The 20,464-nt window shown below is 69.2% G+C and carries 18 protein-coding genes; 1 reads left to right on the top strand and 17 read right to left on the bottom strand.

Going from position 1 to position 20,464, the window contains the following annotated elements; translation table 11 throughout:
• Nucleotides 1-25: 25 nt before the first annotated feature.
• The 15 genes from asnB to WT53_RS14420 form a co-directional block, all read right to left on the bottom strand.
• Complete coding sequence (asnB, locus tag WT53_RS14490; protein ID WP_034204435.1) at nucleotides 26-1,996, bottom strand: asparagine synthase (glutamine-hydrolyzing); 1,971 nt, start codon at nucleotides 1,994-1,996, stop codon at nucleotides 26-28.
• Nucleotides 1,997-2,302: 306 nt separating this feature from the next.
• On the bottom strand, nucleotides 2,303-3,334 hold the full coding sequence (locus tag WT53_RS14485; RefSeq protein WP_034204434.1) for an EscU/YscU/HrcU family type III secretion system export apparatus switch protein: 1,032 nt from the start codon (nucleotides 3,332-3,334) through the stop codon (nucleotides 2,303-2,305).
• Nucleotides 3,335-3,350: 16 nt separating this feature from the next.
• Complete coding sequence (sctT, locus tag WT53_RS14480; protein ID WP_060260329.1) at nucleotides 3,351-4,160, bottom strand: type III secretion system export apparatus subunit SctT; 810 nt, start codon at nucleotides 4,158-4,160, stop codon at nucleotides 3,351-3,353.
• Complete coding sequence (locus tag WT53_RS14475) at nucleotides 4,154-4,846, bottom strand: hypothetical protein (RefSeq protein WP_060260325.1); 693 nt, start codon at nucleotides 4,844-4,846, stop codon at nucleotides 4,154-4,156. Before WT53_RS14475 ends, sctT begins: the two co-directional genes overlap by 7 nt.
• A complete protein-coding gene (gene sctN / locus WT53_RS14470) occupies nucleotides 4,839-6,221 on the bottom strand; it encodes a type III secretion system ATPase SctN (RefSeq protein WP_059780632.1) in 1,383 nt (460 codons plus the stop codon). Before sctN ends, WT53_RS14475 begins: the two co-directional genes overlap by 8 nt.
• Entirely contained in the window at nucleotides 6,218-6,847 is a 630-nt protein-coding gene (sctL, locus tag WT53_RS14465; RefSeq protein ID WP_059823179.1) for a type III secretion system stator protein SctL, read from the bottom strand. The genes sctN and sctL overlap by 4 nt, the downstream gene beginning before the upstream one ends.
• A complete protein-coding gene (locus tag WT53_RS14460) occupies nucleotides 6,829-7,569 on the bottom strand; it encodes a SctK family type III secretion system sorting platform protein (RefSeq protein WP_059823182.1) in 741 nt (246 codons plus the stop codon). The genes sctL and WT53_RS14460 overlap by 19 nt, the downstream gene beginning before the upstream one ends.
• Nucleotides 7,566-8,450, bottom strand: a complete 885-nt coding sequence (gene sctJ / locus WT53_RS14455) for a type III secretion system inner membrane ring lipoprotein SctJ (RefSeq protein ID WP_060260322.1) — start codon at nucleotides 8,448-8,450, stop codon at nucleotides 7,566-7,568. The genes WT53_RS14460 and sctJ overlap by 4 nt, the downstream gene beginning before the upstream one ends.
• A gap of 52 nt (nucleotides 8,451-8,502) precedes the next feature.
• On the bottom strand, nucleotides 8,503-8,979 hold the full coding sequence (locus WT53_RS14450; protein WP_034204427.1) for a hypothetical protein: 477 nt from the start codon (nucleotides 8,977-8,979) through the stop codon (nucleotides 8,503-8,505).
• Nucleotides 8,980-9,103: 124 nt separating this feature from the next.
• A complete protein-coding gene (locus tag WT53_RS14445) occupies nucleotides 9,104-9,313 on the bottom strand; it encodes a hypothetical protein (protein ID WP_034204426.1) in 210 nt (69 codons plus the stop codon).
• A 140-nt stretch (nucleotides 9,314-9,453) separates the two neighbouring features.
• The gene (sctD, locus tag WT53_RS14440; protein ID WP_060260319.1) at nucleotides 9,454-10,806 is read right to left on the bottom strand and encodes a type III secretion system inner membrane ring subunit SctD; all 1,353 of its coding nucleotides are present in this window, start codon (nucleotides 10,804-10,806) and stop codon (nucleotides 9,454-9,456) included.
• Complete coding sequence (gene sctC, locus WT53_RS14435; RefSeq protein WP_034204424.1) at nucleotides 10,787-12,823, bottom strand: type III secretion system outer membrane ring subunit SctC; 2,037 nt, start codon at nucleotides 12,821-12,823, stop codon at nucleotides 10,787-10,789. The genes sctD and sctC overlap by 20 nt, the downstream gene beginning before the upstream one ends.
• Entirely contained in the window at nucleotides 12,823-13,101 is a 279-nt protein-coding gene (gene sctS, locus WT53_RS14430; RefSeq protein WP_006480854.1) for a type III secretion system export apparatus subunit SctS, read from the bottom strand. Before sctS ends, sctC begins: the two co-directional genes overlap by 1 nt.
• Nucleotides 13,098-15,305: a type III secretion system export apparatus subunit SctV gene (sctV, locus tag WT53_RS14425; protein WP_059831996.1), complete on the bottom strand. Its 2,208-nt coding sequence runs from the start codon at nucleotides 15,303-15,305 to the stop codon at nucleotides 13,098-13,100. The genes sctS and sctV overlap by 4 nt, the downstream gene beginning before the upstream one ends.
• A 249-nt stretch (nucleotides 15,306-15,554) precedes the next feature.
• Entirely contained in the window at nucleotides 15,555-16,388 is an 834-nt protein-coding gene (locus WT53_RS14420; protein WP_034204422.1) for an autoinducer binding domain-containing protein, read from the bottom strand.
• 283 nt (nucleotides 16,389-16,671) lie between these two features.
• On the opposite strand from WT53_RS14420, the gene WT53_RS14415 reads away from it, so the two are divergent.
• Nucleotides 16,672-17,580 carry a LuxR family transcriptional regulator gene (locus tag WT53_RS14415; protein WP_034206135.1) on the top strand — a complete coding sequence of 303 codons (909 nt, stop codon included), beginning with the start codon at nucleotides 16,672-16,674 and terminating at the stop codon, nucleotides 17,578-17,580.
• A 130-nt stretch (nucleotides 17,581-17,710) separates the two neighbouring features.
• Here WT53_RS14415 and WT53_RS14410 read toward each other — a convergent pair whose 3' ends face one another.
• Nucleotides 17,711-19,357 (bottom strand): Nramp family divalent metal transporter, encoded by a 1,647-nt coding sequence (locus WT53_RS14410; RefSeq protein ID WP_059823192.1) that lies wholly within the window; start codon nucleotides 19,355-19,357, stop codon nucleotides 17,711-17,713.
• 117 nt (nucleotides 19,358-19,474) lie between these two features.
• On the bottom strand, nucleotides 19,475-19,612 hold the full coding sequence (locus tag WT53_RS33855) for a hypothetical protein (protein WP_179949024.1): 138 nt from the start codon (nucleotides 19,610-19,612) through the stop codon (nucleotides 19,475-19,477).
• Nucleotides 19,613-20,464: the final 852 nt, after the last annotated feature.

Genomic DNA, 20,464 nt, shown 5'->3' with positions numbered 1-20,464 from the left:
GCGTGCGGCGGGCGCGAGCCTGCCGTCACCCCGCGCGCTGCGCCTCCAGCCACGCCTGGAACATCAGCACCGTCCACAACGGGTGCTGCCAGTTCATCCGGCCCGTCTGGTGCTGGCGCCACAGCCGCTCGACCGCCGCCGCATCGAAGAAGCCTTCGTCGCGCAAGCGCGACGGATGCAGCAGCGCCTCGGCCCAGTCGCGCAGCGCGCCGCGCAGCCAGTGGTCGACGGGCGCGCAGAAGCCCTGCTTCGGCCGGTCGATCAGCGCGGACGGCACGTACCGGTCGAGCAGCCGGCGCAGCAGCGCCTTCGGCTGCCCCTCCGGCAAGCGCACCGATGCCGGCACGCGCCATGCGAATTCGACGACGTGATGATCGAGGAACGGCATGCGCGTCTCGAGGCTCACGGCCATCGCCGCGCGATCGACCTTCGCGAGAATGTCGGTCGGCAAGTACGTGAGCGTGTCGATCGCCATCGCCTGCTCGGCAAAGCTCAGATGCGCCGGCCACGCGGACACCGTGTCGAGCGGCGTCGGCGGCTCCTGCCCCGCCAACGCGATACGCTCGGGATGATGCACCGACGACATCAGCAGCCGGTACAGCCCGATGCGGCTCTCCGCCGTCATCACATGGCCGAGCTTGTGCAGGCGATCGCCGATGCGCGACGACGATTCGCGCGCCTCCACGCCGCCGCCCCACGCGCCCTGCGCGACGGCCGCGAGCTGGTCCGCGTGATCGGGCCGCAGCGCATGCAACGCGGCGGCGATCCGCGCGCGCACGACGGCCGGCACGCGATGCAGCTTGCGCCACAGGCGCGGCGTCAGGAAGTAGCGCGTATAGCCGCCGAACAGCTCGTCGCCGCCGTCGCCGGACAGGCTCACCGTCACGTGCCGGCGCGTCAGCTCGGAGACCAGAAAAGTCGGGATCTGCGACGCATCGGAGAACGGCTCGTCGTAGATCGACGGCAGCTTCGGCACGACGGCGAGCGCATGGTCGGCCGTCACGTAAAGCTCGGTATGGCGCGTGCCGAGATGGCGCGCGACGGCCTTCGCGTATCCGGCTTCGTCGTAGCCGGCCTCGTGAAAGCCGATCGTAAACGTATCGACCGGCGTCGCCGATTGCGCCTGCATCAGCGCGACGATCGTCGACGAATCGATGCCGCCCGACAGGAACGCGCCGAGCGGCACGTCCGCTTCCATCTGCCGCGCGACGGCCTGGCGCAGGACCGTGTCGAGCTCGCCGACGGCTTCGTCGGGGCTGCCCTCGAACGGCTGCGCGCGGCCCGCCTCGATCGTCTGTTCGAGCGTCCAGTACGCCCGCACGCGCGGCGTGTCGCGCGCATGCTCGAACTGGATGTACGTGCCGGGCGGCAGCTTGCGGATGCCGCGATAGATCGTGTAAGGCGCGGGCACGCTCGACTGACGCAGGTACAGGCACAGCGCGTCGCGGTCGACCGCGCCGTCGAAGCCCGGATAGCCGCGCAACGCCTTCAGCTCGGACGCGAACACGAGCGCGTCGCCGACCCGGCCGTAGTAGAGCGGCTTCTCGCCGATCCGGTCGCGCGCGAGCGTCAGCACCCGCGACGCGCGATTCCACAGCGCGAACGCGAACATGCCGGTCGCGCGGCGCAACGTGGCCTCGACGCCCCACGCGACGATCGCCGCGATCAGCACCTCGCTGTCGGAGTGGCCGCGCCACGCCGGTGCGCGCCCCGCGCGCTCGAGCTCCGCGCGCAGTTCGCGATGGTTGTAGATTTCGCCGTTGAAGACGAGGACGTAGCGGCCGCACGCGGAAGCCATCGGCTGCCGGCCGTGCACCGACAGGTCGACGATCGCGAGCCGCCGGTGGCCGAGCGCGATGCCGGCTTCCGGGTCGACCCAGATCCCCTGCCCGTCCGGCCCGCGATGCGCGAGGCTCGCCGTCATTCGCGCGAGCGTGCCGCGCGCTGTCTCCTCATCGAAGGCGACGCTATTCAGAAAGCCGTCGATTCCGCACATTGATTTGTCTGCCCCTGTTGACCTGTTCCGTCACGCGCGGCCCAACCTCGCGGCCCGCCGTCGAGCATGACGGTCGAGCCATATTACGAAGAAATAAATCAGCAATAATTCACCAGTGAATGTTGGCAGGGTGCGGAAAAAAATAGACGTCAAGCGCCGTGTGCGCATGGCGGCGCGACGGGGCCATATCGAATCGGCCAGTCGCTCGCAGCCGGTCGCCCGCAGCCGGTCGCCCGCAGCCGGTCGCCCGGTGACACCGGCAAATCGAAAAAAGGGCCGCATTCCGACAGCGATACCGCCCCCGCGTCAACCCGCGCCGGTCGCCCATTTCAGCAACTGCGCGACCTCGCGGAAATGCTGCGGCTGGATCGTGCCGTTCTCGGGCGTCGTCTCGTACAGCGCCTGCGCGAGCCCGACGTTCGCGAGTGTCGGGCGCAGCGCGTCGCGGGCCAGCCGCACGATCCGCTCGGCCGCGTCGCCCTCGCCGCGCGCGAGCACCCACGGCAGCGAGCCGATCCCGCCGTAGTAGAGCGCGACGGCGACACGCGGCGAATAGACGACCACCGACGCATAGCCGATCCGGTCGGGCAGCGACGCGAACTGCACTTCGCGCGCGAGCTGGCGGCGCTTCGCCTGGATGTGCGGATCGCCTTCGTCCTCCTTGTGCTCGCGCCGCACTTCGTCGATCGACATCTTCATCTTCTGGTTGAACTCGTGCCGCTGGTGCACGATGTCGATCAGCGCCATCACGATGTAGATCAGCGCCGCCCAGCCGAACAGCAGCATCAGCAGCTTCACGATCAGCGCGAGGATCGAGACCGGCCGCGTGAAGCCCGACTGCACGGACGGGTCGAGCGATTCGACGATCAGCCAGCCGAGCGTCGCGACGAGCAGCACCGTCTTCAGCAGCATCTTCGCGAGGTTGACGAGGTTGCGCAGCGACCACAGGTTCTTCATCCCCTCGGCCGGATTGAGCCGCGACAACTGCGGCACGAGGCGGCTCCACGCCATCACGCCGCCCACCTGCACGAAGCCCGCAAGCAATCCGGCCAGCAGGCCGGCGGCGACGATCTGCGCGGACAGCGTCGCCCAGTCGCGCGCGGCGCCGTCGATCAGCACCGCGAGCCGCGCGGACGGATCGGCCGCGCCGACCGCGTCGAACACGAGCCGGAACAGCGCCTGCAACCGCGCGAACAGCGACCCGATGCCCACCGCGAGCGCCACGCACACGCCGACGAAGAACGCGGACGACACCGTTTCCGCGCTCTTCGGCACGTCGCCTTTCTCGCGCGCTTCGCGCAAGCGTTTCGCGGTCGGCTTCTGATCCTTTTCGGCCATGTCGGCTCCGGCGCGCTCAGCCGCCGCCGTGCGCGGCGAACAGCGCGCGCAGCAACGCCATCAATCCGCTGTCGGGGCTCAGCAGCGAATGCAGCGACGCGTACACCACCGGCAGGAACAGGATCATCATCAGCACCGCGAGCGCGCTCTTCAGCGGCTGCGAGAACACGAAGATGTTGAGCTGCGGCACCGCGCGGCCGACCAGGCCGATGCCGAGCTCGACGAGCACCAGCACGATCGTGACCGGCGCGGCGAGCTTCACCATCCATTCGAAGATCGTGTCGGTCTGCCGCACGATGAAGGTCTGCAGCATCGACGAGAAATCGGGGCCGAGCGAGCCGATCGGCCACCATGCGTACGACTGCGCGAACAGTTGCACGAGCACCTGCAAGCCGCCCGCCGTGACGAACAGCGCGATCGCGACGAAATTCAGGAATCCAGAGGTCGGGCCGCCCTCGTGCCCGCCCATCGGATCGAAGAACGCGGCGCTGCCGCTGCCGGTCTGGAAGTCGATCAGGTAGCCGACGCCCTGGATCGCGAACAGCACCGCGCTGAACGCCCCCGCGAGCAGCATGCCGACCATCGCCTCCTTCGCGACGAGCAGGCACCACATCAGGAACGGCAGCGCGGCCACCTGCGCGGCATCGATCGTCGGCGCGACGAACGCGGCGATCACGACCGCGATCCCGTTGCGCACGAGGCCCGTGACGATCTGCTCGTTGAACACCGGCACGACGAACATGATCGGCAACAGGCGCGGCATCACGTAGAGCAGCGGCCGCAGCATGCCGGCGACGTCGTTGAAGCCCGCGGCCTGGTCTAGCATCGGCGCTCCGCGACGGCGGGCGGGGCGGATTCATCCGGCGCGGCGCCGGCGCCGGCGCCGGCGTCGGCGTCGGCGTCGGCTTCGGCGGCGAGATCGGCGCCCGTTTCCGTTTCGGTCATTGCCGCATCGAACGCGGCGGCGGCCTCCGACGGCGTGGACGCATGACCGGACGCGTCGCCCGCGCCGGCCACCCAGGTGCCGCCCGTCGCGAAGCGCCGCACCGCGTAGCCGTCCGCGACTTCGTCAGCGTCGCGCTCGACCCGCGCGGCGCGCGCGTGCAGCGCCTTCTCGCCGGCTTTCTCCAGCTTGTCCTCGGCGGCCTTCGCCTTGCGCGCGGCGCGCTGCAGGTCGGCGAGCGTCGCCTCGTGACCGCGATGCACGTGCGCGGCCTCGCTCACCGACGCGTTCGCGGTGCCGATATGGCGGTCGAACGTGCGCGTATCGGCCGCCGCGTTCTGCAATGCACGCGCCTCGCGCACGTCGTCGGCGAGCCGCGCCTGGATCGCCGCCTTCGCCGCGACCTGCTGCGCGAGCTGCGCCTGCGCGGCCGCCAACGCACGCCGGCTCTGCGCGGCGATGCCCTGCTGGCGCGCGGCGGCGACGCGCGCGATCTGGCTGCGCATCTCGCGCACGCGCTTGAGGCGGGCGAGCGTCGTGAGCACGAGGCGGTCGTCGGCTTCAGACATGATCGTTCGCCAGCTTCGTCAGCTTCGCGAGCAGCGCGTCGAAGCGCACGTCCTCGTCCGACGCCTGCGCGCAGAACGCGCCGATCGCGTCGCGTGCGCGCAGCGCGAGATCGCCGAGCCGGTCGCTGCCTTCGCGATACTCGCCGATCTGCACGAGCAGCTCGATTTCCTGGTACTTCGCGATCAGCTCGCGCACGCGCGCGGCCGCATGCTGGTGCGCGCGGCTCGCGACGAGCGGCATCACGCGCGACAGGCTCGCGAGCACGTCGATCGCCGGATAGCGGTTCGCGAGCGCGATCTTGCGCGACAGCACGATATGGCCGTCGAGGATCGAGCGCACTTCCTCGGCGATCGGGTCCGATTCCTCGTCGCCTTCGACGAGCACCGTATAGAGCGCGGTGATCGACCCGTGCGCGCCCTGCCCCGCGCGTTCGAGCAGGCGCGGCAGCACCGCGAACGTCGACGGCGGAAAGCTGCGCCGCGTCGGCGGCTCGCCGCTCGCGAGACCGACCTCGCGCTGCGCGCGTGCGAAACGCGTCAGCGAATCGACCAGCAGCAGCACGCGCTTGCCCGCATCGCGGAAGTGCTCGGCGATCGCGGTCGCGACCAGCGCGGATTTCACGCGCTCCATCGCCGGGCGATCCGACGTCGACACGACGACGATCGACCGCGCGCGCACCTCGGGCGACAGGCTGTGCTCGATGAATTCGCGCACCTCGCGGCCGCGTTCGCCGACCAGTGCAATCACGTTCACGTCGGCCTGCGCGCCGCGCGCGATCATCCCGAGCAGCGTGCTCTTGCCCACGCCCGACGGCGCGAAGATGCCGACGCGCTGCCCGATGCCGAGCGTCATCAAGCCGTCGATCACGCGCACGCCCGTCGGAAACGGCGTGTCGATCATCTTGCGCGCGAGCGGGTTCGGCGGGTCCTGCTGCGTCGACACCCACGCGGCGCCCGTCACCGGCCCGCGATCGTCGAGCGGCCGGCCGAGCCCGTCGAGCACGCGGCCGAACAGCCCTTCGCCCACCGGAAACACATGCTCGCGCCCGGACGGCACGACGGTCGTCTCCGGCGACAGCCCGGCGACATCGCCGAGCGGCGTGAGCAACGTCGTCTGCCGCGAGAAGCCGACCACCTCCGCGAGCAGCGTCGGCTGGTTCGGCGTGCGCAGCTCGCAGATTTCGCCGAGCCGCGCGCGAATGCCCGTCGCATTCAATATCTGCCCGACCGCGTGGTTGACGCGGCCCTGCACCGACACCGGCGAGAAAAACGCGAGCCCCGCGTCGAGCTCGCCGACGAGGCGGCCGCGATCGAACGGCACGCCGTCGTCGTCGCCGCTGCCGAACGGCTGCGTATCGTCGAGCGGCGCGTTCATCGCGCGGCGCCCTTCAGCGCGTCGCGGCGGATCGCCTGACGCAACGCGTCGATCTGCAGGTCGAGGCTCGCGTCGATGCGCCCGGACGGCGTCTCGACCGTGCATGCGTGGCGTTCGAGCTGCGCGTCCTCGACGATGCGGATCTTCTGCCGGTTCGACTGCCCCGCGAACGCGCCGTCGAGCGCGTCGCGCATCTCCTCCGTGCGGCCGGGCGCGACGCGCACGATCAGGAACGCCTCGTCGCGCACGAGCGGCGCGATCCGCGCGAGCGCGGCCTCGTACAGCTTCTGCGTGCTCATCTCGCCGACGATCGCGCGCACGGCTTTCACGACGATATCGGCCATCGCGTCCTTCATCGTCTCCATCGTGCGCGTGGCGGCGAGCGCCTGCGTGTACGCCTGCGCGGCCTGCTCGCGCTGCGCGCGGCGCATGCCTTCGTCGTAGCCGGCCGCCTGGCGCTTGTCGAATTCGCGCTGCGCGTCGGCGACGATGCGCGCCGCCTCTTCATGCGCGGTCGCGATCACCGCCGACGCGTCGAGCAACGCCGCGTATTCGCGCTCCTTGAGCACCTTGCGCTCCGACAGCAGCTGCAGGTTGTCGCTCGTGATCAGAAAAGCCAGTCCCATGACGCGAGCCTCTCGGGAATCAGAAACAGGAACATCAGTTCGCCGAACTGGTCGCGCTGCGCGCGGTTCAGCCAGTACGGCGCTTCGTCGTCGATCGCGCGGTTGAATTTCAGGCGCACGCGCCGCGCCACCGCGTCGCCGGCCACGCCGATGAAATCCGCGAGCAGCCGGCCGCCGCGCGCGCGGATCACGGCCGGCAGCGCGGCGGGATCGGCGCGCCACGGTTCGAGCGTTTCGGCGAGCGCGCCGAATTCCGGCGCGCGTTCGAGCGCGAGTTCGAGCGCATCGCCGCCGAGCCGCGCCGCGACTTCCGCGCGGATGCGCCGCCCGGCCAGCGCGTCGCGCAGCCATGCGCGGTGCAGCAGCAACCCCGCATACGCGGCCAGTTGCTCGAGCGCCGCGCCCGGCAGCAGCGCGAGCCGCGCGCACGGATTCGCCACGGCGAAGTCGTGCCGGTCGGCCACGCCGTGGACGTCGAGCAGATGCCGCGCGAGCAGCTTGCGGCCCGCCGCGCCGAACGCGTCCGGCGAACGGTAGCGCGCGGGCCACTCGGCCGGCACGCGCGTCACGTGCAGATAGCGGTCGGGCCGCAGGTTGAAGTCGCAGACCAGCGCATGAAACGCGGCAGCACGCGCGGCGGGCGGCGGCGCAAGCGGCTGCAGCCACGGCAGCAGCGCCGCCTCGGCCGCATCGCCCGCCGCCAGCGCGTGCGGATCGCTCATGCGCCGTCGCGCGCGCCGTCCGGCGTACGCAGCCCGCCGCCTGCCTGCTGCGCGGCCGCGCCGCCCCCGTTCGCGCCGCGCGGCGCGCCGAGCAGGCCCGCGAGCCGCGCGCCGAACATCCCGCGCCGGGCCGCCGACAGCGCGATCACCGCGCAGGTCAGCAGGATCAGCGCGAACACGAGCCAGCCGAGCGGCGAGCGCAATCGCAGGATGTCCGACACCGCGCTGCCGATGCCGTCCACGCGCGTCGCGCGCGCGGCGGCCGGCTGCAGGAACAGCGACACGTTGTCGTACTGCAGCCCCTCGATGCTGTGCGCGACGAGATCCTTGACCATCGGCGCCATCGCGCGCAGGTCGACGCCCTGCCGGTATCGGATGTACACCGCGGCCGACGACGGCTTGATCTTGTCCGCGAGCGGATCGTTCTCCGGAATCACGACCTGCACGCGCGCGACCACCACGCCCTCGATGTCCTGCAGCGTGCGCGACAGATCCTGCGACACGCCGTACAGGTAGCGCACGCGCTCCTCGGCCGGCGTCGATACGAGGCCCTGCTTCTGGAACAGCTCGCCGAGGCTCGCATAGCTCGGCTTCGGCAACCCGTTCGCCTGCAGCACCGTGAGCGCCGCCTGCATGTCGCCGTCCGCGACGCTCACGAGCCACGCGTTGCGGTCCGACGTGTCGCGCGCATCGTTGTCCTTCGACGCGCTGATGCCCGCGTCGCCGAGCACCGCGACCATCTGGTTCGCGTCGCGCTCCGACAGGCCCGAGTACAGCTCCTTCTGGCACCCGGCCAACAGCACGAGCAGCCCCGCGAGCAGCGCGCGCGCCGCCCGGCTGCGCCACGCATGCGTGCGCGGCGTCGAATCGATCGTCGTCATCGTTTGTCCGCTTCAGGGCGCGTGAGGCCGCTTGCGGCCCGCACGAGCGCCATCACTCCTGCGTCTTCAGCACCGTGTGCGTGAAGCCGTTCGCCGCCTGCGCAACCGACAGGCTCAACTGGTATTCCGAAATCGTGGTGGTTGCCGTCCACTGGAAATCCATCGCCTTCACCATCGTCATCAGCGGGTCGCTGCGGCTGTCCGCCATCGACGTCAGCATCTCGCTGCGGTGCTTGTCGATGTTCGCGTACCGCGCATCGAGATCGTTGCCGTACGTGCGCAACCGCTCGACGAGCGACGACTGGTTCGCCTGCGCGGGCGTCATCTGCACGGCCGGCGCCGCATCCGCCGGCGCGCGCGACATCGCGACGCCCGACGAAGACGGCGGAGCGGCCGGCGACGCGCCCGGCTGCATCAGCGCATCGAACTGGCGCACCTGCGCCGGATCGGACGTCGCGCCCGTTTGCTGCGCGGCGCTCGCGAGCGCGGCTGCGCCCGGCGGCGCCGCGCCTACGCCTGTTACCGACATGATCGTGTCCTCCTTGACCGGCAGAGCCGGAAACGGGCCGGCCGGCACGCACCCACGCCGCACCGGGCACCCGTCACGGGCGGCCCCGGCATCCGGCGTCGCGCGGCACGGCCGGCGACCGGCGTCACGCGCGGCCGGCGGAACTCAGGTGTTGCGCAACCTGGGCATTCGCCGTCCCCTCCTGCGCGGTCACTGCGTTGCTGGTTTCGAACGTCGCAGTCGATTGCTGAACCTGGAAGTTGATCTTGGTCAGTTCGAGCTGCGTCTTGGTCAGGTCGTCGGCCTGTTGCTGGACCTGCTTCGTGTCGGTGGCGCTACCTGCGGCGGCAGTCATGTTTCGCTCCTTTACGTCAAGTTCACTTGCGTTGCCGGCGGCAGCCCCATGCCCCGCCGATGACGTGACGCGCCGCCTGCCGGCGACGTGTCGCGTAATGCGCGCACCGCGAAACGCGTTGCGCCTGATCCGTCGCGGCGCTAATGCGCCGCCTCCTTCGTCGATGCAGTCGATGCACCGGCCGCGGGCGCACCCGGCAACAGCGTCGGCCCCGGCACCGGTTGCGCGACGCCCGCCGCCGCGCCGCTCGCGAGCGGCGGGACGGGCGGCGCCGGCGCCTGCTCGGGCGCGCTCGCCGACGCACCGCCGAGCGGCATCGTGATGCGCTGGCCGTTGCGTTCGAACACCACGGCGTCCGGCCCGATCGACACGACGGTCGCGCCCTCCTTCAACCGCGCGCCTTCGAAATAGCGGCTGCCGTCAATCGTCTCGATGTAGCGCTGGTCGCCGTCGCCGGCGAACACGGTCGTGATCTCCGGAATGCCGGCCGTGCCGCCGAGCGTCGTCGCCGTACGCGGCGCGGCCGCATCGGTATCGCGCACGTGATCGACCACCTCGAGCGCCGGGCGGGCGTCCTTCATGTAGTTGCGGATGCGCGGCTCGATCTGCGCACGCGCGGCCGTGCCCGTCAGCTCGATCCGCCCGCGCCCGAGATACGTGACCGTCAGCGCCGTGTCGCTGAAATAGGTCTGCGCGGTCGCGACGAGATCGCTGACCACGTAGATGTTGCCCAGCGCCGCGTTGTCGACGCCCGCGACGATCTGCGCGACGCGCTCGCGCGCGGCCGGGTCGCTCACGTAGCCCGACACGATCACGCCGTCGTCGCGCGGCGCGACGGCCAGCTCCGGATACGCGTGCAGCAACTGCTGCAGCCGGTGCGTGCGCGCGAGCACCGATTCGTGCTGCCACGGCAGCCGCCCCGACCACGCGACGAAGCCGTAGCCGAGCGCGCCGAGCAGCACGCCCAGCCACAGCGCGACCAGCGCGATCACGAGCCGCCGGCTGCCGAGGCGGCGCAGCCCGCCCGTGAGCCAGCCGAGCCACGCGGCCTCGCGCGCGGCGTCCGGCGCATCGGTTTCGTCGGGCACCGCGACGCTCGCCTGCGCATGCCGCGCGATGCCGAGCCGGATCGAGCCGACCGTCACGACGTCGTTCGGCGTCAACGAGCGGCGCCCGCTGCCCAGCGGCTCGTCGTTGAACAGCACCGGCGCGCCGGTGTCGCCGCCATGGTTCTGCACCGTCACCGCGAGCGCGCCGACCTGCAGGCACACCTGTTTCGCGCCGATCTCGCGATCGGGCAGGATCACTTCGCAATCGGCCGCCGTGCCGACCCAGTTCGCGCCGCGCGCGAGCGACATCGTGCGGCCGTACATCGGCCCGCTCAGGAAGCACAGGTTCCACGGCGACGCGAGCGCGGCCGAACCGGCCCCTGCGCCTCCCGCGCCGCCGGGCAATGCACCTTCGCCGTGCGGATCAATGATGCTCGTCGACATGCGTGACCACTCCTGCGGTCGTCGCCGGCTGCGCCGCCGCATCCGGCGGCGGCGGCAACGCGGGCGGACCGAACTTCGTGCCGGGCAGCGGCTTCGGCGTCAGCGGGACGGCGATGTCGTTGTCCGGCGGGCGATACATCGACATCCCTTCCTGGTTCGCCGGACCGTCGACGCCGGGGTTCACGGGCGCGCCGTCGGGTGCATACATCGACGCGGTCGTCACCACGCGCGGCGTCAGCAGATAGAACCGCTCCATGTGGTTGCCCGACTTGTCGGTGTACTTGAACAGGTTGCCGATCAGCGGGATGTCGGACAGCCAGGGCACGCCGCTCTTGTTCAGCCGCACCTCGTCGTCGTTGAAACCGGCGATCAGGAGGCTCTTGCCTTCGTCGATCATCGTCTTGGTGACGATGTTGCGCTGCTGGATCACCGGCACGTTCGACACCGCCTGTCCCGGCACGATATTGCCGTCCTGGATGTCGATCGACATCATCACGCTCTGCGGATTGCCCGAGACGGCCGCCGCATTGCGGATCGCCTCGTCGACGATCATCGGCGTCACCTTGATGCTCGTGCCGGTCGTCACGCTGTACAGCGACGAATCCTGGTAGCCCGGCACCTGCACGTAGAACTGCGTGAGGTTCTCGAGGATCGCCTCGGTGTTGTCGAGCGCGAGCACCTTCGGCTTCGAACGCAGCTGCGCCTGGCCCTTCTGCGCGAGCGCGTTCACGCGCGTGAGCAGGTAATTGCGCAGCGAGCCGCCGATCGATGCGGTCAGCGCGATGCCGGTCGGCATGAAGGTGCCGGTCGACCCGGTTTCGGACGCGCCGACGCCGAACGTGAGCGGCGGATTGCCGGCGCCGTTGTACTGCGTGTTGCCGTTCAGCGGGTTCGCGCCGTTGCCGATCTGCACGTCGCCGTGCGTCGTGTGCAGGCGCCAGTCGATCCCGAGGCTGTCGAGCGAATCCTCGTTGATGTCGATGATCGTCACGTTGATCTCGACGATGCGCGGCCGCTCGTCGAGCTGGCCGATCAGCGACTGGTAGCGGTACATGTTCTCCGGCAGGTCGCGCACGATCACCGCGTTGATCGCCGGATCGGCGACGATCTGCGGCAGCGTGTCGCCGCCGTTGTTCGAGAACGGCGAGAATCCGCCGCCCAGGCTGCTGTCCGCCCCGCCATAACCGCCCTGCCGTGGGCCGCCGGAAATATCGGGGAAATCGAGCCGCGGCACCGCGATCGTCAGCCCCGAGCCGAGCTTCACCTGCCGCGCGGCCTGCCCGAGCGGCGTGCTCGACGGCGCCGCGGTCGTGCCGCCGCCCTTGCCGAACAGCTTGCGCAGGATCGTCGCGACGCCCGGCACCGTCACTTCCTTGCCCGAGCGGTTGATCGTGAAGTCCGACGCCCAGCCGTATTTCAGCCGGAACGCGCGGATGTCCGCATGCGCGCCGTTCGCCGACGGATCGCCGACCGAGCCGACCGCCTGTCGCACCAGCTCGACATAGCGGCGCGGGCCGGCCACGTACACGCTGTTCGCACGGTCGTTGATCACCAGCGTGTAGCGCTTGTCCGGAATCTGCATCGCCTGCAGCGCGCGGCCGATTTCGCCGGATGCGTTCGGCGGGATCGGGATCATCTGCGTCTGCGACTGGTCGGCCGGATCGACGTACAGGAACGAGCCGTCGTAGTACCACGTGAGCCCGTAGGTCGAGCAGATCGTGTCGAGCGTCTGCTGCGGCGTGCCGGAGAAGCGGCCGCTGATCACACCGTCGACCTTCGGGTCGACCACCGCCGTCACCCCCTGCGACGACGCGAGCTCGCGGATGAAGTCGCCGATCTTCTTGCCGTTCGCGACGATCGTGAACGGCTTGTTGCGCCAGCGCAGGTCCGCGGCGCGCGCATGCTGCGCGGGCGCCATGCACAGCGACGCCGTGAGCAGCGCGGTCGCGCACACGGCGAGCGCGGCCCGTTGCAGGCTGCGCGGTTGAAACCGGATCGAGGCGACGCGTCGACGCATCAAAGGACTCCTGTGGAAGAAACGAACATGCGTTCCAGCGCCTGCTGCGCGAAGCGCAGCACTTCGCCGCCGAGCCAGCCCGACAACAGCACGAGCGCGACCATCACGGCGATCAGCCGCACCGCGATGCCGATATTGGCGTCCTGCACCTGCGTGACGGCCTGCAGGATCGCGACGACGAGGCCCGTGACGGTCGCGATCAGCACGATCGGCAGCGACAGCAGCAGCACCAGCATCAGCGCCTGGCGCGTCAGGTCGAGGATCGTCGAGCTCGTCATTGCACGGCTCCCGGCGCGCGCACGTCGGCGCCCGCGCCGACCGTGCCGTCGTCCGGCGGGTTCTTCACCCAGCCGACCGTGTGCAACTGAACGTCCTCCTCGACTTCCTGGTACGACAGCACCGCGAGTTCGGGCAGCACCGGCTGCAGGATCGTCTTCACGTAGCGGCGCGCGCCGAGCGCGACCATCACCGCGAGCCGCGCGGCGCCCGGCGCGTTGCCGTGGCCGCCGGAGCCGGCCGCCTGCGCGGCCTGCACGATCGCGCGCACCTGCTCGCCGATGTCCTGCTTGACCGCGCTCGACAGCGCGAGGAAATTGCCCTGCTTGGTGCGCATCACCGCGCTTTCGATCCGCTCCTGCAGGTTCTGCTCGAACAGCACGACCCGCAACTGGCGCGCCGTGCCCGCGTGACGATCGGTGATCATCCGGCGCAGGTCGACGCGCACGAGTTCGACCAGCGCGATCACGTCGTCGGGCTCGTTCGGCGCCCACGTGATCAGGCTCTCGAAAATCACGCGCAAATTGCGGATCGGCACCTGCTCGGCGAGCAGCCGGCGCAGCACTTCGGTCACGCGCTGCAGCGGCACGAGCCGCGTCAGTTCGCCCACGAGTTCCGGATGATCGCGGCGCACCAGATGCACGAGCGCCTGCGTCTCCTGGATGCCGAGCAATTCGTCCGCATGCTGGCGCACGATCTGCTCGACGTGCGCGGCCAGCGCGCCCTCGCTCGACAGCCATTTGCCGTCCGGCGCCGCGCCGTCCGGCTTGATCCACAGCGCGGTCGCGAACGGGCCGAACGCCTCGGCCGGCTGGCGCTCCGCGCGCTCGGGCAGCGGCGCGACGCCGTCCCACAGCAGCCAGCCCGGCTTCAGCGCGCCGTGCGCGACGAGCACGTCCTGCAGGTAGATCCGGTACGTGCCGGCCGGCGCGCCGTCGTCGTCGTTCAGCGTGATGCGCGGAAACACCGTGCCGATATCCGCGTCGACGCGTGCCTTCGCGCTCGACAGCGCCGCCTGCAGTTGCGCGAGATTCAGGCCCGTGCGCAGGTCGTCGGACAGCGACACCGCGATCAGCGACGTGACGCCCGCCGCATGCGACACCTTCGCGGGCTGGCCGTCGTCGGCCGCGCCGACGCGCCCCGCCACATGAATCAGGTTGAAGCTCGGCGCGGACGTCTTGCGCTTGAGCTGCGAGAACGCGAAGGCGCCGAGGCCGAGCGCGATCAGCGCGAACGACCATTTCGGAAAGCCGGGCACGACGAGAAAACCGGTCAGCACGAACGCGGCGATCAGCAGCGCACGCGGGTGCGCGCCCAATTGCTCGCCGAGCTGTTCGCCGAGCTGGCGCTGCCGCGCATCGCGCGTCGCGACGCGCGTCGTCACGATGCCGGCCGCGATCGACACGAGCAGCGACGGAATCTGCGACGCCATCCCGTCGCCGACCGTCAGGATCGCGTAACGCTGCAGCGCCTCGCCGATGTCCATCCCGTGCATCAGCGTGCCGACCGCGATCCCCGCGACGATGTTGATGAACGCGATCACGAGGCCCGCGATCGCGTCGCCCTTCACGAACTTCATCGCGCCGTCCATCGCGCCGTGCATCTGCGATTCCTGCTCCAGCTTCTCGCGGCGCTCGCGCGCTTCGTCGGCGCTGATGATGCCCGCGCGCAGGTCGGCGTCGATGCTCATCTGCTTGCCCGGCATCGCGTCGAGCGAGAAGCGTGCGCCGACTTCGGCCACTCGCTCCGACCCTTTCGCGATCACGATGAACTGCACGACCGCGATCACGAGGAACACCACGCCGCCCACCACCACGTTGTTGCCGACCACCAGCCGCCCGAATGCGTCGATCACGTGGCCGGCGTTCGCATGCAGCAGGATCAGCTTGCACGACGCGATGTTCAGCGCGAGCCGGAACAACGTCGTAAACAGCAGCAGCGCGGGAAACGACGAGAAGCTGACCGCGGACGGCACGTAGGTCGACACCGTCAGCAACACGACGCTCGCGGCGAGATTCAGCGAGATCATCCCGTCGAGCGCGGCCTGCGGCAGCGGCAGGATGAACAGCGCGACGACCGCGACGATGAAGGTCGCGAGAAACAGGTCGGCGCGCGGCGACGCGCCCCCGAGGCGCCGTCCGGACACGCCGCGGCCGGCGGAAAACCACCGCTGCCAGTCGCGGGAGAGCGCCTTCGGTTCAGCCATCGTGCCGTTGTCCTGTCGTTGTCGCCGGCTGGCACGGGCAACCCTTCCCCGTGCTGCGCGGACCGTTGAATGGGACGAGTGTAGCGACGGGAAACGGCGGAAAAAGAAGCGCGCCTCGTAGCGCGAAAGCGCGTTTTCCTCAGACGATCGAATCGGACTACGAAACCCGGCGGCCCGTTCGGGCACGTGCCGCCGGAACCGCTTCCATCGCGCGCCGGAGGCCGGCGCGGGCCTGCGACGGACGTCGGATCAGGACGGCAGCCGCCGTGCGGCGAGGTACGCGAGCTGCGCGCGGTTCTGCACGTTGAAGAGCTTTTCCAGCGAGCGAATGTGGTGCCCGACCTTGTGCAGCGACGTACGCAGCGCGCTCGCGATCTCCTGGTCGGACAGCCCGTGCACGAGCCGGTCGAGCACCTGCTGCTGCTCGTCGCCGAGCGCGAAGCCGCGCATGCGCGCGACCCGCGCCTCGAGGAACGGCAGCGCGACGCGATGCACGGCAAGACTGACCGACAGCGCGCCGCCGATCACGCGATCGTCGATCCAGTCGGTGCCGTGCGTTTCCGACGTCACGTTCACCGCGACGCGCAGGTCGAGGCGCGGCGCCGACAGGCCGAAGATCACGCCGCTGTTCATCGCATGCGCGCGCAGATGGCCGGCGAGCGCGAGCACCTTGCGGTCGCCGCTGCCCTGCGCGGCCGCCTCGATCTCGTCGAGCCGCCACGCGACCGGGAAGCCGCTCTGCCGCACCTGTGCGAAGCGCGGATCGCTTTCGTACAGCATTCCTTCGATGAACGGCTGCATGAACGTCGCCGGCGCGAGGTCGCGCAGCAGATGCGCGCGCAGAATGCGCCGCCCGATCATTTCGTACGCGCCGTAACCGAGCGTACTGAATCCGATTTGCCGCAATCGCGCATGGCATTGCGCGAAATCGAATGACGGAAGGTCGCTTTTACCGGACGTTATTTGAATACCGGTAAAAACGTCACGTTCGATTGCATGATATTCGTTCGAATAAGCGGCAGCGGCCGCTATATCGGCTTGTGAGAACCACTCGACGCGTGGTGCGCCGTCAGCATATGTCATGAGGAGCCCGCCCTTTCCCAATATGTGAAACTGCGCCCCGTCACGATCTGGTCTTTTCTTTATGATTTTCTGGTCGTCGCCATATGCGTGCGAATATGAACCTTTCGCCGCCATTCGTATTACGGCATATTACGCACACACCGGCATTTTTGTACAATGCCCCCGCGTTTCGTCAGGGATGACGATCGGCGCATATCACAACGATGCTCGGTCGCACCGCCGCGAATGCCGTACACGATACGGCCGCCGCCAGGCGATGCGCGTCGATTCCGAGGGATGGCTCATGTCCGATATTGCATTGCATGAAGAAGCGGTCGCCCCAACCACCTCGTCCCGCTCGCCGCGCGGATCGAACGCAGGCGCGGACGCGCTGCGCGAGCGCACCGTGCAGGTCGTCTGGTGCGACGACGTGAAACGCGGCGACGTCGCGCAGCCGCACGCGCCGAAGCTCGGCGTCGCCGATACGCTCGCGCACGCGCAGAGCACGGCCGAGCGCAACCGCATCGTCGCGAGCCTGCTGCATCTGACGGGCTTCTCGACGTTCGCGTACTTCGCGCTCGAATTCGCGCGCGAGCGCGTCGAAAGTCTTTACCTGCACGAAGCGTTCACGCCGGCCACCTATCGCGGCGACTACGTCCGGCACAACCATCACGACGTCGATCCGCGCACACTCGGCGCGCGCGTGTGCAACATGCCGATCGTGTGGGACCTGCAGCAATTGCGCCGCGAATACCGCGAGCGCGACGACGCGCCGTGCGTGAGCCCGGCCGCGCTCGACGGCTTCCTGCAGACGATGCAGGACGACGGGATGTGCAGCGGCATCATGTATTCGATGGCCGTGCCGGGCACGCGGCTGCACGCGTTCATGAGCTTCACCGCGCCGCGCCGCACGCGCGAATGGATCACGCCGGCGACGATCGAGCAGGCGCTGTCGATCGGGCTGTCGGTACACAAGTTCGCGTCGCCGCAACTGATCTCGACGTCGCGCGAGCGCGCGGTCAACGGGCTCACGCCGTTCGAGCAGGAGTTGCTGCTCGGCATCGCCGAAGGCGCGTCCGACAAGGAAATCGGCCGGCGCCTCGACACCAGCGCGCACAACGTCGACTATCACCTGCGCAAGCTGCGCAAGCGCTTCGGCGTCGCGAACCGGATCCAGCTCACGTACCTGACGTCGAAGCTCGAGCTGATCTGAGCACGGGCGCGGTGCGCGCGCCGCTTGCCGAAACCGGGCGCGCAAACGCGCATGCCGGCCTCGCGGGCCGGCATGCATGGGTTGCGACGCGGCGCCGGGCTCGGCGCCGCGTCCTGTCGGACGGGCTGCATTACTTCAGCAACGTCATCTGAACGACCTTCACGATCACGAGACCGACCGCGATCACCAGATAGCCGCGCAGCACGGCCATCCAGATCCGCGTCGCGAGCGTCATGTTCTGCGGCTCGAGCGTGTCGAGCGGCGGCATGCGCCACGTGTCGCGCAGCGAACGATCGACGGCCGGCTCGACGACGCGCTTGTGGCGGCGAATCAGCACCGTCGCGAGATAACCGGCGATCGCGAGCACGGTGCCGCCCACCAGCACGTCGACGATCGCTTCCCCGCTGATGTCCGGATACATCACCGACGCGGTCAGGATGATCGACAGCAGCACCAGCACCCAGATCACCGCGCCCGTGAACACGTTGAGCTTCGTCGAGTTGACCCAGGGCCCCAGCACCTGGCGGTCGTTGCACAACACCAGCAGGAACACCGTCGCGCTCGGCAGCAACACGCCGGCCAGCGTCTGCACGGCTTCGGTCAGCAGCCCGAGCGGGCTGCCCGGGATCAGCACGAGCGTGGCCGCGGCCGCGACGATGCCGAAATAGACGAGATAGAAGCCCTTCGCGTCGGTCACGCCGCGGTGCAGCGAGTGCCGGATCTTGAACACGTCGCCGATCGCGTACGCGGTCGACAGCGACACGGCCGCCGCGCCGATGATGCACGCGTCGAGCAAGGCGACCGCGAACAGCGTCGCGCTCGTGCGGCCCGCATACTTCTCGAGGCCCGCGATGACGCCGCCCGCGTCGGTGAAGTTGCCGGCTTCCGGATGGCCGCCGAACAACGCCGAGCTGAAGCCGATCATCGCGACCGCGCCCACCAGCACGAACGCGATGCCGATCCACAGGTCGGCCTTTTCGTATTTCATGAAGCGCGGCGTGATGCGCTTGTCGATCACGTAACTCTGCTGGAAGAACAATTGCCATGGCGCGACCGTCGTGCCGACGATGCCGATCACGAGCAGCATCACGTCGGACAGCTTCGCGTGCGCGGGCCAGTTCGGCACGAAGAAATCGCGCGTCATCTGCGCGACGGGCGGATGGATCGAGACGAGCACCGGCACGAGCAGCAGGCTCAGCACGCACAGCCCGATCGCGAACCGCTCGAAGCGCCGGAAATCGCCGGTACTGACCGCGGCCATCGTCAGCGCGGCGGCGACACACACGCCGGCCACCTTCGGCAATCCGAAGAAATCCAACACGAACGTGATGCCGATGAACTCGGTGACGATGGTCAGCGCATTGAGCAGGAACAGGTCGATCACGCTGAACGCGCCCCAGAACTTGCCGAAGCGCTCGAAGATCAGGCGCGCATGGCCGACGCCCGTGACCGCGCCGAGGCGCAGCACCATTTCCTGGTTCACGTACAGCACGGGCACGAGCAGCAGCAGGGTCCACAGCAGCGTCGTGCCGTAGTTCTGGCCGGCCTGCGTATAGGTGCCGAATGCGCCGGCGTCGTTGTCGCCGACCATCACGATCAGGCCCGGGCCGATGATCGCGAGCAGCGTGCGCAGGCGCGCCCACCACGTGCCGCGCGCGCCGGTGTCGTGGTGCGCGATCGTGCCGAGCGCACCGCGGATGTCGCCCAGATGGGCTTCGTCGAGCACGGCGCTGCGATCGACCGCGATCGGTGGAGAGACGTTGGAGGGCGTGGACATGATCTATTCCGTACGGCTAAGGGTTGTTCGATGAGCGTGTGACCTTGGCATGCACACGCGGCGCCGGCCCGCGGGCGGCCGCACGTGCGCATGCCGAGGCGCGCTCGGCGTTTCTTCTCAGTGGATCAACGATTTCAGCCGGTTCAGCAGGCGGGCGAACACCCGCGGACGGGCATCGAGCGTCAACATCGCGTCGTAGTGGTGGCGCGATTCCGTGACATGCGGAAAGTTCGACAGCAGAAGGCCGAAGTTCATGGTCTGGCTCCGTGCGGCGACGGCAGGCGTGCCGGCCGCGTCGTGGGCGCGGGGCCAGTCCGGGGCCTGAACGACGTGTCAGGCTAGTCGGCCGGATTGCCCCCGCGACCCGGGTTCAAAAGGGTCTGCGTATGCAACGGGCATAAGGGACAACTGTCACTGTCGTTCATGGCGGCTCCTGTGCGATGTTCCGGAGAACACGGTTGACCGCCGACCGGCTTGCGGGCCGGCATTCGCGCGCCCGGAGAACGGATGCGCGAACGCGGCCGCCTGCCGGGCGGCGGTGAAACCGGGCAACGCATGCGAAAACGCATCACGCTAACCGGCGCGAATCAGGGTGCACGTAGGGAGTAACTGCGGAATACTGCTGCGCGCACCGTTTGCCCGGGAGACAAACGGCGGCTTCGATGAGGCGCGGACGTCGGTCGCTCAGGCGGAAATTTCGTTCGAAGATCGACTACTGCAGGCGTCCAAGGCGGCGGCCCCAAGAGTGAAGATGGCGGATTCTATGGACCGCCCGAAAGTGAAGTCAACCCCTCGAAACCCCATTTCTCGAAATAAATTTCCCGCCCGCCGCGACTGAAAGATTTCGCCTCGAAATAACGTTCCGAAACCTTTCAGCGCCGTCATGAGGCGGCCACGCGGCGATGCGTGCGAGCAACGGCCCGGCGCCCCGCCGCGCATCCTTTTCGCCATCGGCGGGCGGCCGCGTGGCGCCCCTGCTGCGCTGCGACGCGCACACCACACAGCGCATCTTTGATGCGTTTTTTACTTGCGCCGCAGCAAAAGTCGCGACTACAATCCGCCCCAATTCATCACGGGAGTCCCACCGTGGACACATGCTCTAGTTGT

Origin of the sequence: Burkholderia sp. MSMB2157WGS (assembly GCF_001532755.1) — a bacterium.
Classification (GTDB): Bacteria; Pseudomonadota; Gammaproteobacteria; order Burkholderiales; family Burkholderiaceae; genus Burkholderia.
This window is presented reverse-complemented; position numbering and strand designations above follow the sequence as displayed.

Bases quoted from the DNA above. Each gene is read 5' to 3' on its own strand.
- asnB (WP_034204435.1), bottom strand. From the start codon at position 1,996: ATGTGCGGAATCGACGGCTTTCTGAATAGCGTCGCCTTCGATGAGGAG.
- WT53_RS14485 (WP_034204434.1), bottom strand. From the start codon at position 3,334: ATGGCCGAAAAGGATCAGAAGCCGACCGCGAAACGCTTGCGCGAAGCG.
- sctT (WP_060260329.1), bottom strand. From the start codon at position 4,160: ATGCTAGACCAGGCCGCGGGCTTCAACGACGTCGCCGGCATGCTGCGG.
- WT53_RS14475 (WP_060260325.1), bottom strand. From the start codon at position 4,846: ATGTCTGAAGCCGACGACCGCCTCGTGCTCACGACGCTCGCCCGCCTC.
- sctN (WP_059780632.1), bottom strand. From the start codon at position 6,221: ATGAACGCGCCGCTCGACGATACGCAGCCGTTCGGCAGCGGCGACGAC.
- sctL (WP_059823179.1), bottom strand. From the start codon at position 6,847: ATGGGACTGGCTTTTCTGATCACGAGCGACAACCTGCAGCTGCTGTCG.
- WT53_RS14460 (WP_059823182.1), bottom strand. From the start codon at position 7,569: ATGAGCGATCCGCACGCGCTGGCGGCGGGCGATGCGGCCGAGGCGGCG.
- sctJ (WP_060260322.1), bottom strand. From the start codon at position 8,450: ATGACGACGATCGATTCGACGCCGCGCACGCATGCGTGGCGCAGCCGG.
- WT53_RS14450 (WP_034204427.1), bottom strand. From the start codon at position 8,979: ATGTCGGTAACAGGCGTAGGCGCGGCGCCGCCGGGCGCAGCCGCGCTC.
- WT53_RS14445 (WP_034204426.1), bottom strand. From the start codon at position 9,313: ATGACTGCCGCCGCAGGTAGCGCCACCGACACGAAGCAGGTCCAGCAA.
- sctD (WP_060260319.1), bottom strand. From the start codon at position 10,806: ATGTCGACGAGCATCATTGATCCGCACGGCGAAGGTGCATTGCCCGGC.
- sctC (WP_034204424.1), bottom strand. From the start codon at position 12,823: ATGCGTCGACGCGTCGCCTCGATCCGGTTTCAACCGCGCAGCCTGCAA.
- sctS (WP_006480854.1), bottom strand. From the start codon at position 13,101: ATGACGAGCTCGACGATCCTCGACCTGACGCGCCAGGCGCTGATGCTG.
- sctV (WP_059831996.1), bottom strand. From the start codon at position 15,305: ATGGCTGAACCGAAGGCGCTCTCCCGCGACTGGCAGCGGTGGTTTTCC.
- WT53_RS14420 (WP_034204422.1), bottom strand. From the start codon at position 16,388: ATGACATATGCTGACGGCGCACCACGCGTCGAGTGGTTCTCACAAGCC.
- WT53_RS14415 (WP_034206135.1), top strand. From the start codon at position 16,672: ATGTCCGATATTGCATTGCATGAAGAAGCGGTCGCCCCAACCACCTCG.
- WT53_RS14410 (WP_059823192.1), bottom strand. From the start codon at position 19,357: ATGTCCACGCCCTCCAACGTCTCTCCACCGATCGCGGTCGATCGCAGC.
- WT53_RS33855 (WP_179949024.1), bottom strand. From the start codon at position 19,612: ATGAACTTCGGCCTTCTGCTGTCGAACTTTCCGCATGTCACGGAATCG.